This window comes from Williamsia sp. Y712, assembly GCF_059445525.1.
Genome location: NZ_JCAIUN010000001.1, coordinates 800,683 through 816,541, shown reverse-complemented (window position 1 = coordinate 816,541; position 15,859 = coordinate 800,683). Strand labels below are relative to the sequence as shown.

Annotated in this window: 18 protein-coding genes; 10 read left to right on the top strand and 8 right to left on the bottom strand. The window is 63.4% G+C overall.

What is annotated here, in order from left to right; genetic code table 11:
• Position 1: 1 nt before the first annotated feature.
• Positions 2 to 730 (bottom strand): hypothetical protein, encoded by a 729-nt coding sequence (locus AC1D75_RS03985; RefSeq protein WP_495513999.1) that lies wholly within the window; start codon positions 728 to 730, stop codon positions 2 to 4.
• A 128-nt stretch (positions 731 to 858) separates the two neighbouring features.
• Between AC1D75_RS03985 and AC1D75_RS03980 the strand changes: the two genes are divergently transcribed.
• On the top strand, positions 859 to 1,503 hold the full coding sequence (locus AC1D75_RS03980; RefSeq protein WP_495513998.1) for a hypothetical protein: 645 nt from the start codon (positions 859 to 861) through the stop codon (positions 1,501 to 1,503).
• A 21-nt stretch (positions 1,504 to 1,524) separates the two neighbouring features.
• Here the strand turns inward: AC1D75_RS03980 and AC1D75_RS03975 are convergent, their stop codons facing one another.
• Positions 1,525 to 2,373 (bottom strand): SDR family oxidoreductase, encoded by an 849-nt coding sequence (locus tag AC1D75_RS03975; protein WP_495513997.1) that lies wholly within the window; start codon positions 2,371 to 2,373, stop codon positions 1,525 to 1,527.
• Between the two features lie 196 nt (positions 2,374 to 2,569).
• Between AC1D75_RS03975 and AC1D75_RS03970 the strand changes: the two genes are divergently transcribed.
• The 3 genes from AC1D75_RS03970 (at position 2,570) to gdhA (ending at position 5,289) form a co-directional block, all read left to right on the top strand.
• Positions 2,570 to 3,217, top strand: coding sequence for a LysM peptidoglycan-binding domain-containing protein (locus AC1D75_RS03970; RefSeq protein WP_495513996.1), 648 nt, complete (start codon positions 2,570 to 2,572; stop codon positions 3,215 to 3,217).
• Positions 3,218 to 3,296: 79 nt separating this feature from the next.
• The gene (locus AC1D75_RS03965) at positions 3,297 to 3,797 is read left to right on the top strand and encodes a hypothetical protein (protein WP_495513995.1); all 501 of its coding nucleotides are present in this window, start codon (positions 3,297 to 3,299) and stop codon (positions 3,795 to 3,797) included.
• A 148-nt stretch (positions 3,798 to 3,945) separates the two neighbouring features.
• The gene (gene gdhA, locus AC1D75_RS03960) at positions 3,946 to 5,289 is read left to right on the top strand and encodes an NADP-specific glutamate dehydrogenase (protein WP_495513994.1); all 1,344 of its coding nucleotides are present in this window, start codon (positions 3,946 to 3,948) and stop codon (positions 5,287 to 5,289) included.
• A gap of 16 nt (positions 5,290 to 5,305) precedes the next feature.
• Here the strand turns inward: gdhA and AC1D75_RS03955 are convergent, their stop codons facing one another.
• The 4 genes from AC1D75_RS03955 to AC1D75_RS03940 form a co-directional block, all read right to left on the bottom strand.
• Complete coding sequence (locus AC1D75_RS03955) at positions 5,306 to 5,779, bottom strand: TspO/MBR family protein (protein WP_495513993.1); 474 nt, start codon at positions 5,777 to 5,779, stop codon at positions 5,306 to 5,308.
• A gap of 94 nt (positions 5,780 to 5,873) precedes the next feature.
• Positions 5,874 to 6,728, bottom strand: coding sequence for an oxygenase MpaB family protein (locus AC1D75_RS03950; protein WP_495513992.1), 855 nt, complete (start codon positions 6,726 to 6,728; stop codon positions 5,874 to 5,876).
• Positions 6,729 to 6,802: 74 nt separating this feature from the next.
• Positions 6,803 to 7,882: an NAD(P)H-dependent amine dehydrogenase family protein gene (locus AC1D75_RS03945; protein ID WP_495513991.1), complete on the bottom strand. Its 1,080-nt coding sequence runs from the start codon at positions 7,880 to 7,882 to the stop codon at positions 6,803 to 6,805.
• 101 nt (positions 7,883 to 7,983) lie between these two features.
• Positions 7,984 to 8,676 (bottom strand): TetR/AcrR family transcriptional regulator C-terminal domain-containing protein, encoded by a 693-nt coding sequence (locus tag AC1D75_RS03940; RefSeq protein WP_495513990.1) that lies wholly within the window; start codon positions 8,674 to 8,676, stop codon positions 7,984 to 7,986.
• A gap of 111 nt (positions 8,677 to 8,787) precedes the next feature.
• On the opposite strand from AC1D75_RS03940, the gene AC1D75_RS03935 reads away from it, so the two are divergent.
• Positions 8,788 to 9,453, top strand: coding sequence for an O-methyltransferase (locus tag AC1D75_RS03935; RefSeq protein WP_495513989.1), 666 nt, complete (start codon positions 8,788 to 8,790; stop codon positions 9,451 to 9,453).
• 274 nt (positions 9,454 to 9,727) lie between these two features.
• Positions 9,728 to 10,147: a hypothetical protein gene (locus AC1D75_RS03930; protein WP_495513988.1), complete on the top strand. Its 420-nt coding sequence runs from the start codon at positions 9,728 to 9,730 to the stop codon at positions 10,145 to 10,147.
• Positions 10,148 to 10,241: 94 nt separating this feature from the next.
• Here AC1D75_RS03930 and AC1D75_RS03925 read toward each other — a convergent pair whose 3' ends face one another.
• Positions 10,242 to 11,102 carry an alpha/beta fold hydrolase gene (locus tag AC1D75_RS03925; RefSeq protein ID WP_495513987.1) on the bottom strand — a complete coding sequence of 287 codons (861 nt, stop codon included), beginning with the start codon at positions 11,100 to 11,102 and terminating at the stop codon, positions 10,242 to 10,244.
• Between the two features lie 134 nt (positions 11,103 to 11,236).
• The gene (locus AC1D75_RS03920; RefSeq protein WP_482142707.1) at positions 11,237 to 11,725 is read right to left on the bottom strand and encodes a nuclear transport factor 2 family protein; all 489 of its coding nucleotides are present in this window, start codon (positions 11,723 to 11,725) and stop codon (positions 11,237 to 11,239) included.
• Between the two features lie 245 nt (positions 11,726 to 11,970).
• On the opposite strand from AC1D75_RS03920, the gene AC1D75_RS03915 reads away from it, so the two are divergent.
• The 4 genes from AC1D75_RS03915 to AC1D75_RS03900 all read left to right on the top strand — a co-directional run bounded on the left by AC1D75_RS03915 (position 11,971) and on the right by AC1D75_RS03900 (position 15,858).
• Positions 11,971 to 13,143, top strand: a complete 1,173-nt coding sequence (locus AC1D75_RS03915) for an acyl-CoA dehydrogenase family protein (protein WP_482136416.1) — start codon at positions 11,971 to 11,973, stop codon at positions 13,141 to 13,143.
• 28 nt (positions 13,144 to 13,171) lie between these two features.
• On the top strand, positions 13,172 to 14,083 hold the full coding sequence (gene bphC, locus AC1D75_RS03910) for a biphenyl-2,3-diol 1,2-dioxygenase (RefSeq protein WP_495513986.1): 912 nt from the start codon (positions 13,172 to 13,174) through the stop codon (positions 14,081 to 14,083).
• Positions 14,084 to 14,268: 185 nt separating this feature from the next.
• Positions 14,269 to 14,925 (top strand): IclR family transcriptional regulator, encoded by a 657-nt coding sequence (locus tag AC1D75_RS03905; RefSeq protein WP_495513985.1) that lies wholly within the window; start codon positions 14,269 to 14,271, stop codon positions 14,923 to 14,925.
• A 180-nt stretch (positions 14,926 to 15,105) separates the two neighbouring features.
• Positions 15,106 to 15,858 (top strand): IclR family transcriptional regulator, encoded by a 753-nt coding sequence (locus tag AC1D75_RS03900; protein ID WP_495513984.1) that lies wholly within the window; start codon positions 15,106 to 15,108, stop codon positions 15,856 to 15,858.
• The last annotated feature ends 1 nt before the right edge of the window (position 15,859 follow it).

The following is a 15,859-nucleotide window of genomic DNA, read 5'->3' as shown; positions in this document are numbered from 1 at the left end:
CCTATTTGCTCGACGTCTCGGTGGGCTTGCCTGCAACCAGATCTTCCAGACCCAAACCCCAATGACCGAAACGACGATCGAACCTCTCGGCCCGCTGCCGAGCACGTTCGGTTTTCTCCGGTCCATAGTGCTTACGCGCCCAGCGCGATTCCGGGCGCCCGATACGCACCGCCGCAAACCAGGCGAGCGGCGGAATGAAAGCTCCCACGGCTGCGGTGGAGTACTTGCCCTTTTCGACACACATCAGCAGCGCAACGATGTGAACCGCTGCCATCCCCAGCAAGACCAGATGCCCTGCGCCGAAACCACTGTCTTCGGTGAGTGGATTGAGCCCGAGCAGAAACAGGCCGAGGACAGCGCAGGTCATCGTCACCACCTGAACCGAAAGCTGGCCCTGCTTGGACCAATAGACGTCTTGCAGGCGCAGGATCATCGCGAACTCGTCGAGAACCAGCGATGCACCCACCCCGATCATCACCGCGCTGATCTCTGCGCCCGGCGACTGTCCATCGACGCCAACCGAGGTGAAGGCGCCTGCGATGGTCAACACGATGCCGGGCACTGCGTGGTGGATGTGAACGCCACCGGACACGTTGTCGCGGAACGGTCCCCGGCCCGCACGGATCATCCTCGTGATGATCCGGGTGATGATGAACGTCAGCAGAAATCCGACAAACGCCAACGTCAGCGGCAGCTTTCCCGACGACACCAGGCTATCGAGCATCGACATAGGGCAAAGTTACCCGCACGTCGTGCGTATGCCGGACATCGCGCAATTTGCGTTCCCACTGCCGCCCGCGCTCGCCTAGGGTCGCAACACATAAGGCCGACGATGCGACCGGATGTGAGGAGCGTGGCATGCGACGAAGTGTGGCAGCGATATTCGCGGCCGGGGTCATGGTGTCCCTGCTGGCCGGGTGTTCCGACGACTCCGACGAATCGTCGGACCGAAGTACGACCGAATCACCGATCCAGTCGACGACGACCGAATCGCCGTCACCGATGCCGGAATCCGCCGACGCGACCGCGGCACCCGTCAGCGAGGGCAACCTTCGCGCCGAATGCGCGGGTCTGACCTCCGACGATCTGACGCAGATCTTCGGTACCGAGTTCGACACGCCGGTACCGTCGAGCGGCGCGAACAGCACCATCGACGACATCAACTACCAAACCGTCGGGTGTAGCTTCGAATCCGTCGAATCAGAAACCGATGCCAACACGATCGAAGTCGATCTGGACCTGTCGTTTGCAGAACAGTTCAGCGACAACGCAGTGCAATGTATCGAGCCGTCCGACCACATCCACCCGGTGACCCCCGTCGCCGGCCTCGGCAATCAAGCCTGGTGGCAGCCAGGCGATTTCGGGAACTCGACCGATGCCGAAGGTGAGCTCACCGTGTGTGTGGACGATGCCCTGATCGCTGTCGAGATCGAAGGCCCGCAAGAACTCCGGGAGACCCTGCAGGAGCAGGCGACCGAGATCGCGCGGATCGTTGTCGGTTGAGTCGGCTCAGCCGTCCGCCACTCAGGCGTCGATGTAGAAGTCCAGGTCGAGGGGTTCGGTGCCGCCGTATGTTGAAAGGTCTGTGACCCCCGCGCCCTTGAGGACGTCGGCGTCGATCAGGACTTCACCGGTGGCCTGCGGCGGCCGCGCCAAGATCAGCGTGGCGGCATCGGCCATGACCTCGGGCTCACGCGCGTGCAGTGCGGCCTCGGGATCTGCCTGGAGGTTCTTGACCGCGGCGGTGGCGATGGTCGTCTCTGGCCACAGGCAGTTGCTGGCGATCTTCTGATCTGCGAACTCCGCCGCGAAGCCGAGAGCCAACACCGTCATCCCATACTTCGAGAGCGTGTACGCGGGGAACTTGCCCAGCCAGTGCGGCGACATGTTGAGCGGGGGCGCGATGGACAGGATCTGCGCATTCGGCGACTTGGCCAGATGCGGCAGGGCCGCCTGGGTCAGCGAGAACATTCCGCGGACATTGACGCCCTGCATCAGGTCGTAACGCTTGAGCGGCAGGTCAGCGGTCCCGGCCTCGTTGATGACGCTGGCGTTGTGGATGAGGATGTCGATGCCACCGAAGGTCTCGACAGCAGCTGCCACCGCGCGCTGCACGTCGTCATCGACACGTACGTCACCGACCACTCCGACGGCTTTTCCGCCTGCCGCAGTGATCTCGTCGACCGCCGTGTGGATGGTTCCCGGCAACTTGGGATGTGGCACATCGGTCTTGGCCAGCAGCACGATGTTGGCGCCCCGCGCGGCCAGCGCGAGCAGAATTGCCAAACCGATACCGCGGCTGCCACCGGACATGAGCACGGTGCGGTTCTCGAAGGCATTGGAGGCCAACGACTCCAGCTGATTGTCCGACATGGTTCGCAAAGCCCTTCGACGTAGTGATGCGCAACTTGCTGCAGGCTATCAGAACGTCATTCTCATTTGCGAGAGGAGCCCTCTACCAGAGGTGACCGAATCGGAAAGTCGAGTACGCATGACACGCCGAGTCCCTGCGACGAGAGTTGTCATCAGGCCCATCCGGACCCACAACACGCCGACGAGCGAGGAAACCATGAAGACCTACAACGTCCAACCCGGTGACACCCTCTTCGCCATTGCGCAGCACGAGTACGGCGACGGCACCCTGTACCCGGTGATCGCCCGCCAGAATCATCTCGCCGACCCGAACGCCATCAGCATCGGGCAACAACTAGAGGTTCCCTACCTGACTTTTCGCCACCGGTTCTCGACCCCCGACAGCTCCGCCGCCCGGCAGGCGATCACGCAGCATTACTACGGCACCACCGACACCGGCACACAATTGATCTGGGAGATGATCAACGGTGTCGCGCAACGGCAGATTCAGCCGGGGTCATGGCTACTCATACCCGACCTCGCCAATTCCGGCCACCACACGGTTGTCACCGGCGACACCCTGCACGAGCTCGCATTCCGCTGGTATGGCGACGACCACTTGCGAATCATGCTGGCACATGCAAATCAGTTGCCGCTCAATGCAACTCTCACCCTCGGCCAGGTGCTGATCAGGCCCGGGCTGAACCGGCGCGCCCATGTTGCCGGCGACACGCTCCACACTCTGTGCGAGACCGAATACGGCAGCGCGAATCTGGATACCTGGATCGGAGTTGTCGCGGCGGCAAACCATATCTCTGTCCCCGATTCCCTGTTTTCCAATCAGGTCGTCTATTTCCCGCGATAACGGAATCCTTGTCGCCCGTAACACAACCGAATCACCTTTTCGATAGGAGGATAAAGCCAACTATCCGAAGGGGAACATCATGCGCATTGCGAAACGAATATCGATGTTGACAGGCGCAGCGCTCGCCGCTGCCGGACTAGCCGTGGCCGGGGCTCCTGCCGCATCGGCCGCACCTGCCGGCCCCACCCTGACCGCAGCTCCCGTGTCCGTCTACCAGATCCCCGCGCTCGGACTACAGGTCAGCGGACTGGCAGTGCCCGGCCCCCTGTTCGTATCGGTCAACGCGTCTTCTCCGGCACCCGGCCAGACCACCTTCAGCGCACCGGGTAGCCCCTCGACCTGCTCGACCAACGCAGCCGGATCCCTGGTCCGGGTCACCTACCGGAACCTGGGCACCGGCGCCGCAGGCACCACGACGGTCAAGCTGTGCCCGTACTTCCTTGATCCGACACCTGTCGAATCAACCGTCTACACCGGCTCGGGCGCGGTGGTGATCTCCGCGGCCATCACCGGATCGTGGGCTTATCCCAACGCAGGTCAGCCATCACTTCCCGGTGTCGGAGGCTTCATCGCGCCCTGACCAGGAGTTGTCTGATCCGTCACCCCCGGCCGCCGCTTATCTGTCGATCGATAGGCTGGCGGGCGGTGCCGTCTGACTGTTGACGGCTACTGACACCGCGGGCGAACATCTCGCGGTGCTCGGAGCACGAAGGAGCCAGACGATTCCGATGATCGACACGAAACTGCAGGATCTCTACGACGAAGTGATCGCCCGCAACCCGGGCGAGCGCGAGTTCCACCAAGCCGTCAAAGAGGTACTCGACAGTCTCGGCCCCGTGGTTGCCAGGCATCCGCAGTACACCGACTCCGCCATCATCAAGCGGCTCTGCGAGCCCGAACGCCAGATCATCTTTCGCGTGCCCTGGACCGACGACGCCGGGCAGGTCCAGATCAACCGCGGCTTCCGGGTCGAGTTCAACTCCGCACTCGGGCCGTACAAGGGTGGTCTGCGGTTTCATCCCAGCGTCTACCTGGGCATCGTCAAATTCCTCGGATTCGAACAGATCTTCAAAAACGCCCTCACCGGCCTACCGATCGGCGGCGGCAAGGGAGGGTCAGACTTCGACCCGAAGGGCCGGTCGGACGCCGAGGTCATGCGGTTCTGCCAGTCGTTCATGACCGAGCTCTACCGGCACATCGGCGAACACACCGATGTCCCCGCCGGCGACATCGGAGTGGGCGGCCGCGAGATCGGCTACCTCTTCGGTCAATACAAGCGCATCACCAATCGATACGAATCCGGCGTCCTGACCGGTAAGGGCTTGTCGTGGGGCGGTTCTCAGGTGCGTACCGAGGCCACGGGGTACGGCGCCGTGTTCTTCGTCGGAGAGATGCTGAAGGCCGCGGGTGAGTCGTTCGACGGGAAGCGTGTTGCAGTGTCCGGGTCGGGCAACGTCGCCATCTATGCCATCGAGAAGATCCACCAGCTCGGCGGCACCGTGGTCGCGTGCTCGGATTCGAGCGGATACGTCGTCGACGACAAGGGCATCGACCTCGACCTCCTCAAAGACATCAAACAGAATCAGCGTGGGCGTATTGCCGAGTACGCCGAAACCCGTGGCAGCGGAACCACATTCAGCACCAACGGCACCATCTGGAATGTGCCGGTCGATATTGCCCTGCCTTGCGCAACCCAGAATGAGCTCCAGGCCGACGACGCGAAGGCACTCATCACCGGCGGTTGCTCCATCGTCGCAGAGGGCGCAAACATGCCCACCACACCCGAGGCGATCCGCTTGTTTGCCGACTCCGGCGTCCGGTTCGCGCCGGGCAAGGCCGCCAATGCCGGTGGTGTGTCGACCAGTGCGCTCGAGATGCAGCAGAACGCGTCGCGGGACTCATGGTCGTTCGAGCACACCGAGGCCCGTCTTGCCGCGATCATGCGCAATATCCACGACACGTGCCTGCACACCGCCGATGACTACGGCGTCCCCGGAAACTACGCAACCGGGGCGAACATCGCCGGATTCACACATGTTGCCGACGCGATGATCGCGCAAGGCCTCATCTGAGCTCCGGCCCGGAGCTTCAGCGGTTGAGGCGCCAGATCGCGGCGGACAGCACTGTCGCAAAGCCGCACCATCCGGCATAAGGCGCCAGTGCGACCGCCGCCGTTGACGATGCCGGCGCCGCACGGCGGACCAGGTCTGCACTGCTCGCGGCAAGTGCCGCGGCAGTCAGGGTCGCGGCACCGGTGCGGTGCGCCTTGAAGAACACCCAGGTCCAGGCGCCGTTCAGTATCAGATTGGCGACCAGCGCGCGTTCGAAGGCAGCGGCGTCGATGTGGCGCATATCGTCGTTCAGCGCATCAATCGTGGCCGCCGAACTGATCGCGACATCGGCATACAGAGCCGTCCACGCGATCGGGAACACCACCGCCGGGGGCTGAAACGCCGGCTTCGACAATCGGCGATACCAACGCGAGTCGGTGTCTTTCGATGCAATCGAGCCGACCACGGCCGTGATGGTGACCGCGCTGGCGGTTCTGACAATCGAACGCATTTCCGGCACTCCCGTCGACGTCGAACAGTCCTACCCGCCAACGTACCCCCGACGTCCGGACCGACCTACGTCATCGGACGAGAACCCATCTTTCCTAGACCAGCGGGCGCCCGAAACGGCACCGCACCCGCGCATCCCAGAGAAGTAGGCGAAAGCCCAACTGGGACAGCCACAATGGTTTACGTCGCTCACGCTCTACGAGATCGTCGATGTAGCCGTCGAACCACTCCTGATCCGCAGCCGTCCACGTAACCCTCATCGCCTCACGGAATAGCGGTGGTAGGTATCCGATGGTGCGCCGGTATTTGACCTGGCCATAACGTTTTTTGATCGCGGGATGCGCATAGTCGAAGTTCGCGATGCCGAGGAGGAACTCGCGGACCTCGTCGGATATCGAGATCTCAGCTGATCGCCGGTGCCAGAATTCCTCGAACGCCTGCCGGCTCGGTGGCCACACCTCTGCCGGCATCTGCAGCGTGGTGCCGCAGACCTTGCCCTGCTGGTAGAACGTCTCGAGGTCCACGCCGGTCAAGGGACCGTGAACTCTCTCGTAAATGTCCTCCCATCCGACATACAGACAGGCCGCGACCCACAATTGCAGGTCGACGTTCATTGCGTTGTATTCGACGGGACTGCTGTCATCCGAACGGACCTGCACGTGCTGACGATTGACCGCCTGCCGAAAGCGCCTGCGGTCGTCGGCATTCCCGAATACGGCCACTGCCAGATAGGCCCCCGTGGTGCGCGCCCGCTTGACCGGATGCAGATCGAGCCGGCCACTCTCGACCTTGCTACGGGCAACGCCGTAACCCACGGCCGGATTGGCCAGCTGCATGATCACGTTGGCCGTACTCATCGTCCGCCCCATCGACAGCAGCGACTTGCCGAAAAAGCTGCTGTCGATCCGGTCCATCTCGTCGCGCGACATTCGCCGGTCACTGGTCCCCATCCGCCCCACCCCTTATCTGACTACATCTGTTACCAGAATAGATTAGTTGCTCACGCGCGGGTCGGCGAATCGGTTCACGCGGTGACGTTGCGCGGCACCACACCGCGGGCAAGAGTCAACGGGAGATCGTTGTAGGTGGCGATCCCCGGGGCAGCGGCGACAACGGCAGAAATCGCATGGATGGGCGGCAACGCGGTCATGATGTGCCCGAGCTTGAGGAAGTCGGCCATGGTTTCGGCTTCGTAGTACGGCGGCGGCAGGAATCCGATACTCATGTTCACGGTCGGACGACCGTCGATGGTGATCTTCCAGCTCTCGGCGCCCATCTGCCAGTCCGGTTCGAGGGTCTGGCCCTTGCGCCACCGCACGTTCACGTCGATCAACGTCGTATCACCCACGCGCCCTTGCCAACTCACATACACGCCGGCAACACATCCCGCCGGGATCGTCCACGAACCCAGATCCACGTCGGCCGTGGTGTGCGCATACTCCGCCTCACAGACGATTTCGTCGAGTTCAACACCGAGCGAATCGGCAACCAGACGGACCGCCTCGGCAAAGACCGCGGTTCCGTTGGCGGCCATCGGCGCCAGATTCGGATCGTCGATCGGGGTGCCGAATCCCACCGGCCGTTCCGTGTCGGGTGAGTCGTAGAAGGTTGTGTCCGCGGCTTCGGCAATGGTGACCTTGTCGACCCGATCGCAGGCATTCGTCGCGACAATCGCCAGGAGTTCAGCAAAGCCCGGACTCACACCGGAGCCGAAGATCGTCGATCCGCCGACCTCGCAGGCCTCCAGGATCCGGTCCCTGCCCTCCCCGAGATTGTGTCCGGTGATGAACGACGCCGAGGTGACGACGTTGGCGCCGGACGACAGGATCGTGACCAGTTCGTCGACGTTGATCCACATGGGGTTGTAGACCACGACGTCCGGCTTCAGCGCCAGCAGATGCTCGACGTCGTTTGTTGCCGTGACTCCCAACGAGCCGATCCCGCAGAGTTCGCCGACATCGCGGCCCACTTTGTCCGGGGACCAGGCGAAACAGCCGATGAGTTCGAGTGTGGGGTTTGCGGCGATCGCCTTTGCGGCTTCGAGTCCGACGTTTCCGGTGGTCCACTGGACCACGCGGTGCGGTGTGGTGTTCTTCTGTGGCATAGCTGCCTCGATTCAGGTCCGGCGGTTTCCCTATGCCTACACGGCACGACACACGCCGCGGCGTCTTTTCCGAATCTTTTTCCCGGCCGGGGAAAACTGGGTCAGGCGGAGGAACCGATCGCAGCCAGGCGGCTCTCCAGACCCGCGATGATCACGGCCAGATCGAACTCGAGTTGGCCGTCGTCGGATCCCGCACTCTGCCTCGCCGCGACCAGACTGCGCAGCACCGGAAAATCCGTGTCCGGGGCGCTCATCAAGGTGCGGGCCACATCGGGTACGTCGGGATGGATCTTGCTGTCGGTGGCCTGCAACGTATCCCGTCCGGTCGAGTAGGCCACCTCGGTCAACAACGCGAGGATCCGGCCCGCCTCATCGAGACCGAAACCAGCATCGACCAGACTCAGCAAGACCCGCTCGATCGGAGCCAAGGTGCGCACACCGCCGGAGCCGGGTAGTCGGATGTACATCGCCAGCGCACCCACCGTGACAACCGCGTCGCGCACGGCACTGGCATACCGGCGGATCACTTCGCGCCAGTCGGCGCCGGTCGGCAGTTCCACCCCACTCAATTCGGACTCGAACACATCGAACGCGACCAGCTCACGCAAGCCGTTGAGATCGTTCACGTGGTAGCTGAGAGCTTTGCGATCGACGCCCAACACGTCGGCAACTGCCTGCATCGTCATGGTGTCCAACGGCAGGGTGCGTGCGGCTCGGATGATGACCTCACGGCTGATCCGTGCGGGGCGCCCCCGGCGCGCAGCAGCGGGATTCTCATTCGCCGAGTCCGACAATGCGCACCTCCCAGGAACTTGTTGCCAACCCTAGTTCAGCGATTGGTACACCTACGCGCAGTCTGGCCAGAAGTATGGGCAAACCCTTTCGTGAAGCGGCACACTGAAAACATGACCGAGAACTGGGCCCTCGCCGACCTGTACTTGAGCAATGTCCTGATCGGAGATGATCCGGCCCTCGACGCCGTCATCGAAGCCAATGCCGACGCACAGCTACCGACGATTGATGTCGCACCCGTCCAGGGCAAGTTCCTGCATCTGCTCGCACGAGCGATCGGTGCCCGGCGAATTCTCGAGATCGGCACACTCGGCGGATACAGCACCGTCTGGTTGGCGCGGGCAGTTGGCGGCAGCGGACGCGTCCTCACACTCGAATACGAGCCCCACCACGCCGAGGTGGCCCGGGCCAACGTCGACCGCGCACTGGTGGGCGAACGTGTCGAGATCAAGGTCGGCGCAGCGTTGGACATCCTGCCCACGCTCCCCGCGGACGCCCCATTCGATCTGGTGTTCATCGACGCCGACAAACCCAACAACAGCAACTACGTGCGTGCCGCGCTGCGGTTGTCGCGGCCGGGCACGGTCATCGTCATCGACAACGTCGTCCGTGATGGCGCAATCGCCGATCCGACCCAGGACGACGAACGGGTGGTGGCCAGTCGTGAGGTACTCGATCTCCTTGCCACCGACCCTCGGCTTGATGCCACCGCGCTACAGACGGTGGGCGTCAAGGGCTGGGATGGATTCGCAATTGCGCTTGTTCAGGACGTCGACTAGATCATTTCCACACGGTGTTGCGTTCGCCACCGGTGAACACAAAGTCTGCCCTTTCAGGCAATCCTGAAAGGGCAGACCTGTCGGTACTCGACTGAGGCGAAACACCCTGCGCCCAGCGAAGATACGAACGATCGCAAAATTGAGGTAGTCGACTACTCGCGGTTTCCGGGGAGGCCACCCCGAGCCTTGACGTACTGCGAATCAAACGACCGCAGAACGACTATCCGAAAAGGCGATCATCATGGCTACAGGAAATGCCTCTACCACAACACAATTGAGTACCGACACAGCACGTCGCCGCAACGCCTGGATCAGCATCGCTGCGATAGGAATTGCGGTAGGCGGACTGGCTCTGGCCGCACCGGACGCGCAAGCTGACGTTCGCGCGATCACCGTCGCGCCGGGCCCGAGCTTCGGTACATCGGCGCAGCACGGCTCCGGCTGCACCTACAAGGTCACAATCGCCGCGGACCCCGGTACCGACCTCGTCTATTTCTGGGACAGTGCCCCTGCAGCCTTCAGCCGCCTCTCGCCGGTACCGGCTGACAGGACCGTCGAAATCCTGTGGACACCGCTGGGCCCGGGACCGCATGAGATTCGGGCATTCCAGGGGATGCAACCTACACAGGTCGAACCGGTCGACGTTGCAGTCGGCCACGATTTCGGGTCCTCCTGCTGGGCACTACCGTTTTGAGAACGGTCACTGCTTCCAGGTACAACGCCGCTACCCCTGATCGATAGTTCGATCAGGGGTAGCTGCAACAGGTTTCGGCACCTAGGACGAACGCCTACGCCCGTGTCAGGAAGGCCAGCACGGCAAAGAGCCAGGCCTCGCGGGCCTCGATCATCGTCCAGTGCCCGCAGTTCGGGAACACGTGAAGTTCGGCGTTCGGGATGTCACGCATCGGTAGGACGGCCATGTCCACCGGGCTGACCCGGTCGTCGCGGCCCCAGGTCAGCAGAGTCGGCGCCTTCACTTTCTGCAGCTGCGCCCAGTACGGCACTGCGTCGGCGGAGTTGTTCGCCGCGATCGTCGCGGCAAATGCCTTGCTGCTGTACATCCGTCGGGCGATCTCCAACGTGGTGGGCTCGGTCGCAAGCTCCCAGCGCTCGTCGATCAGTTCCGGCGTCACCAGTCCGCGATCATGAACCATCGACAGGAGCCAGCGGATCAGGCCCTCCCGCGTCGGGTTGTCGGTGAACTCCATCAGCAGTTTGATGCCCTCGCTGGGTCCCGACGAGAAGATGTTCTTGCCCATACCGCCGATGGTGACCAGCTTGCCGACCCGCTCGGGTTCGGAGATCGCGACCTTCGTTGCGACGATGCCACCCATCGAGTTGCCGATGATGTCGACGGCCCCGAGACCGAGTCCGTCCAGGAACACACCGACAGCCGATTCGGCCATCACCATCGGGTGTCCGTCGACCGGGTCACTCACACCGAAACCGGGGAATTCCAGTACCAGGCAACGAAAATGCTCCGCCAGCTCGGCGAGCACTCCGCGGTAGTTGCGCCATCCGGTGACCCCGGGGCCCGATCCGTGGAGCAGTAACAGCGGCGGTCCGTCACCGGCCTCGTGGTAGCGAAGGACTCCGAGGCTCGTCTCGAGTTCCCGTCGGCTCTGTTCGTAGCTCACGTCTGCAGTCATGGGCCATGACGTTGCCAGGGCGCTACCACCGTCCACAGCAGCGATTCCGCTGAACGAGACGTCAGATCAGCAACAAATCGGTGTGTACCAACAGCTTCCACTGAGTGGAGGTCAGATCGTCTTCCTCCGCGAGTTCACCCCTGCGAAGCGCGGGCAAGCAACTCGCGGGCCCCGGCACTGCCGTCGAGCAATCGCGCAGTGCGGCGACGGATCAGCCACCGACCATCGATTCGTCCGAGGTCGAAGCGGTTCGCGGTGACACGCCAGACCCGAAACGAATCCTCGCCAACATTGCGGCGCAGGAGCAGCGAGTGGCACGTCGCAACCGCGGTGTCGCCGTCGACGCGGATATGGACGGGATCGAGAAGATGGCCGCAGCCCTCGTTGATGTAGTCCTGGTGGGGCCTGGTGCGCACCATCTCGGTGATCGCGTCGCGTCCTTCCATCACCCGGATGTCGATGTCGTAGACGGCATCGTCCGCCCACAGGCGACCGACCGCATCGGCGTCACCGGCGTCGACAGCCGGGCCGTAGGCGGTGAGCACTTCGTGGATCGCCGCCTTGTCTTCGAGGGTCTGCACGCGCTCGAGCAGGGAAGCCACCAGGTCTGCGGTGTCGGTCATGTCAGTCCTTCCGGAAGATGCAGGCATCCACAGGTGATGCCGGTACATCTCGTTCTACCGGTATCGACCCGACCGCACCCCAGGCGTCCCGCTCAACGGAAACGTAGGTGCACCATCACTGTCTCGCTGGAAATGTTGGTCACACCACACCCGCACAATGCGTGCAGGTCTTGTCAGTTCCGTGGAGAAATCCCCCACGCAATCCCCGGCTCGTCATGGGCCGAATTTCCAGGAAGAGTCACGCCATGGGCCAGGTATTGGACAGAATCATGCAGCACGCGGACGAGATCCGCGCGGGCGCCGCCGAAGGCGAGTCGCTGATGCGGCTCACCGACACGACCGCGAAACACCTGCGAGATTCCGGCATCATCCGCATGTTCCAGCCGAAGGAATACGGCGGCTTCGAGGGGCACCCGCGTGAGGCCGCCGAAACCACCATGGCACTCGGCGCTCTGGACGGTGCGACGGGCTGGGTCGCCGGCATCGTTGGCGTCCATCCGTGGGAACTCGCATTCTTCGATCCCAAAGCCCAGGAAGAGATCTGGGGCGAGGACAACGACATGTGGATGGCGTCGCCGTACGCGCCCATGGGTGTCGCGGTCCCGGTTGACGGTGGGTACATCCTCAACGGACGCTGGTCGTTCTCGTCCGGCACCGACCACTGCGGCTGGGTGATGATCGGTGCTGCCGTCGGCGACAAGGACGGCAACCGCACCGACAAGGTTCTGCACGTCGTGCTGCCGCGTTCGGACTACGAGATCGACCAGGACAGCTGGAACGTCATCGGCCTGCGGGGCACCGGCTCAAAGGATTTGATCGTCAAGGATGCGTTCCTACCGGAGTACCGAACGCTCGACGCCGACATCGTGCTCAGCGGCAACGGGTGGCGCCACGCGGGACGCGACGAGACCCTGTACCGCTTCCCGTTCTCCTGCATCTTCCCCCTGGGCATCACGTCATCACTGATCGGCATGACCGAGGGCGCGCTGGCCTGCTACATCGCAGCGCAGAAGGAACGCGTCCAGGTCACCGGCGTCCCCATCAAGGAAGACCCGTACGTCCTGTTCGCGATCAGCGAGGCGGCATCCGAGATCTCCGCTGCCCGGCTGTCTCTGCTCGAGACGGTGGACCGGTTCTGGGACAAGACGGACCGCGGCGAAGAAATCGGTTTCGAGGAACGCGCAATCGGCCGACGTACCCAGATCGCGGCCGCATGGCGTGCGGTGCGTGCGATGGACGAGGTATTCGCACGTGCCGGTGGCGCAGCGGTGCATACGAAGACCCCGATGCAACGGTTCTGGCGGGATGCGCATGTCGGTCTCACCCATGCCATCCACGTACCCGGCATGACCTACCACGCTGCCGCACTCGCCCAGCTCGGTGGCGACCCGCAGGGCGCATACCGCGCAATGATCTGACCCTCTTCATATTTCAAGGACGGAAGCCATGACAGAACTTCGGGGTCTCGGTTACCTCAGAATCCAGACGCAGGACCTGGCGCGCTGGCGCGAACTGCTCATCGACGGCCTCGGCATGGCCGTCGGCAGCGGCCCCGAGCCGGACGCGCTGTATGCCCGAGTCGACGAACGGCGTTCGCGCATCTCGGTGCTCCCCGGCGATTCCGACAAGGCACTGGCCGTCGGCTGGGAGGTGCGTGACGAGTTCGCACTCGAGCGGGTACAGCAGGCCGTCGAGAAGTCCGGGCGCACCGTTGAGATGTTGTCGCGCAAGGAGAGTTCGTATCTCGATGCCGAACAGGTCATCGCGTTCGACGACCCGGCCGGAACCCGCCTCGAAGTGTTCTACGGTCCCGTTCTCGACCACAGCCCGGTGGTGACGCCGTTTGCCGGCCGCTGGGTGACCGGCGGACACGGCCTCGGCCACGTGGTGCTGCCGACCGCGAAGTTCGCCGAGTCGTACGAGTTCTACACGCAGGTACTCGGATTCCTGCCCCGCGGCTCGATCCGGCTCGACGAGGAGGGATTGGCCCGGGTGCGATTCCTCGGCATCAACCAGCGCCACCACAGCCTCGCGCTGTGTCCGGCCCCGCCGACCGAAGCGCCTGGCCTGGTACACCTGATGACCGAGGTCGACACCCTTGACGCAGTCGGCCAGGCGCTCGATCGGGTCAACCAGCAAGAGTTCTCGATCTCGTCGACGCTGGGTCGCCACACCAACGACAAGATGATCTCCTTCTACGTCCGGGCTCCGGGCGGCTGGGATCTCGAGTTCGGTACCGAAGGCATGCTCGTCGACGAACGGTTCTACACGTCCGAGGAGATCACCGCCGACGCCTACTGGGGCCATGATCAGTCCGGCTCCGAGCCGCTGAAAGCCTTCGTCCCGACAGCCGGCTGACCCCCTCTCACCGCAGGTCAGAACCCATTCAACAGAGAAGCACCGGGACACTCGTCGCGGTGCTTCTCTGCGTTCATCCGCCCACCTGAGAGCGAAGAACCCTTTCGCCGCTCAAACAGCGTTGCAGTACCATCCGTCATTGATTGTCCGATCAATCAATGAGTACCTCTTGCCTCGGAGCGCCCTTGCCCCCCACAGACCACGAACGACCCCAGACCGTGATGGGGCGAGTACTTCTGCTGCTCGAGCCGTTTCGAGAATCCGACAGCTTGACGCTCACCGAACTGGCCGAACGCACCGGGTTTCCGCGATCGTCGACCCACCGAATGCTCTTGCAACTCGTAGAGGTCGGCTGGATAAGTCGCAGTGGAACCAGCTATCACCTGGGCCCGAAGCTGACCGAACTCGGATCCCTGGCGCAGCGTCATGACCGGATCCACCAGGCCGCCCGCGCGAGCATGTACCAACTGCACAAGCACACCCGAATGGCAGTTCACCTGGCAGTTCTCGAGGGCGACGATCTGCTCTACCTCGAAAAGATCGGCGGCAGATGGGCGGCGAGCGCCCTTCCCACCTATGTCGGGCAACGCCGGCCCGCACACGAAACCACCGAGGGCGTCGCCCTCTTGGCCTACCGCGACGGCCGTGAGCCCGCCGCTGAAGAACGCATCTTCGACGGTATCGGGGGCGAGCAAGTGCATAGTGTTGCCGTCGCCTTCGATGCGCACCACGGCGAGATCGCCGCGCTTTCTTTGACCGGACGGGTCGGACGAACACCGGAAGGTGCCGTCCGCGACCTGACCCGGGCCGCCGACCTGGTGGCCTCGACGCTCTCCATCTGAGCCCCGCGCGTCACAAATCCGCACCCGAAAGCGCATGGGTGGAGACGCACATCACCAATTCAGTTTGACCCACGTCACAGTCCTGCTATCGTCATATCCACATTGATTGAGCGCTTGATCAATACGATTGCCACGCGCTTGTAGGCCACAGCCCCGGCCTGCTGACCGATGGAGGTTTACGTGAGAAACGGCGACGACTTTTCCCCGGCTGTCATCGACCGTGTGGCAGGTCTGCTCGATGAGTTCCGTGACGGTAACGAGCTCACCTTGTCCCAGTTGTCCTGTCGCACAGGCCTACCGCGCTCGTCGGCTCACAGGCTGCTGTCCCAACTGGTCGAATTCGGCTGGGTGAGCAGGCGCGGGCAGTCGTACGTTCTGAGCCGCACGATGTTCGAGTGGGGCGCGCTCGCCCAACAGCAAGACAGCCTGCACCGGGCCGCGCACCCGGTTCTGCATGAACTTCACGCCACCACCGGGCTCGTCGTTCACCTCGCGGTCCTCGACGGCAATGACGTCCGCTACCTCGACAAAGTCGGCTGTGGCCCGGTTGCACTCCCGTCCCGGATCGGTGGGCGGCAACCCGCTCTGCGCACCGCACTGGGCAAAGCGCTCATCGCACACTCCGGCGTTGATCCGATGCGCAATCGATCGGCAGTGGCGTCCTTGAAGGCGGCGGGCACCAGCGTCGGGCTACGCCACGAGATCGCCCACATTCGGCAGCGCAACGTGGCACACGAACGCGAAGATTCGGTGCCCGGCGTTGCGTGCGTGGCCGCCCCGATCGGCAACGCCCGGACCTGCGTGGGCGCCCTGTCGGTCACCGGGCCCGTCAACAGAGTCGACACCGTCACCCTGGCGACTCCCGTTCGGGCAGCAGCGCGGGCAATCTGGCAGGCCCTGGGCGAGAACGGATCTGTACGACAAGCCGGATGAG

What these genes read in the sequence shown, in the direction of transcription:
- AC1D75_RS03950 (WP_495513992.1), bottom strand. Translation starts at nt 6,728, where the DNA reads ATGGGGACCAGTGACCGGCGAATGTCGCGCGACGAGATGGACCGGATC.
- AC1D75_RS03920 (WP_482142707.1), bottom strand. Translation starts at nt 11,725, where the DNA reads ATGACCGACACCGCAGACCTGGTGGCTTCCCTGCTCGAGCGCGTGCAG.
- AC1D75_RS03975 (WP_495513997.1), bottom strand. Translation starts at nt 2,373, where the DNA reads ATGTCGGACAATCAGCTGGAGTCGTTGGCCTCCAATGCCTTCGAGAAC.
- AC1D75_RS03955 (WP_495513993.1), bottom strand. Translation starts at nt 5,779, where the DNA reads ATGCGTTCGATTGTCAGAACCGCCAGCGCGGTCACCATCACGGCCGTG.
- AC1D75_RS03965 (WP_495513995.1), top strand. Translation starts at nt 3,297, where the DNA reads ATGCGCATTGCGAAACGAATATCGATGTTGACAGGCGCAGCGCTCGCC.
- AC1D75_RS03915 (WP_482136416.1), top strand. Translation starts at nt 11,971, where the DNA reads ATGGGCCAGGTATTGGACAGAATCATGCAGCACGCGGACGAGATCCGC.
- AC1D75_RS03980 (WP_495513998.1), top strand. Translation starts at nt 859, where the DNA reads ATGCGACGAAGTGTGGCAGCGATATTCGCGGCCGGGGTCATGGTGTCC.
- AC1D75_RS03985 (WP_495513999.1), bottom strand. Translation starts at nt 730, where the DNA reads ATGTCGATGCTCGATAGCCTGGTGTCGTCGGGAAAGCTGCCGCTGACG.
- bphC (WP_495513986.1), top strand. Translation starts at nt 13,172, where the DNA reads ATGACAGAACTTCGGGGTCTCGGTTACCTCAGAATCCAGACGCAGGAC.
- AC1D75_RS03945 (WP_495513991.1), bottom strand. Translation starts at nt 7,882, where the DNA reads ATGCCACAGAAGAACACCACACCGCACCGCGTGGTCCAGTGGACCACC.
- gdhA (WP_495513994.1), top strand. Translation starts at nt 3,946, where the DNA reads ATGATCGACACGAAACTGCAGGATCTCTACGACGAAGTGATCGCCCGC.
- AC1D75_RS03925 (WP_495513987.1), bottom strand. Translation starts at nt 11,102, where the DNA reads ATGACTGCAGACGTGAGCTACGAACAGAGCCGACGGGAACTCGAGACG.
- AC1D75_RS03970 (WP_495513996.1), top strand. Translation starts at nt 2,570, where the DNA reads ATGAAGACCTACAACGTCCAACCCGGTGACACCCTCTTCGCCATTGCG.
- AC1D75_RS03935 (WP_495513989.1), top strand. Translation starts at nt 8,788, where the DNA reads ATGACCGAGAACTGGGCCCTCGCCGACCTGTACTTGAGCAATGTCCTG.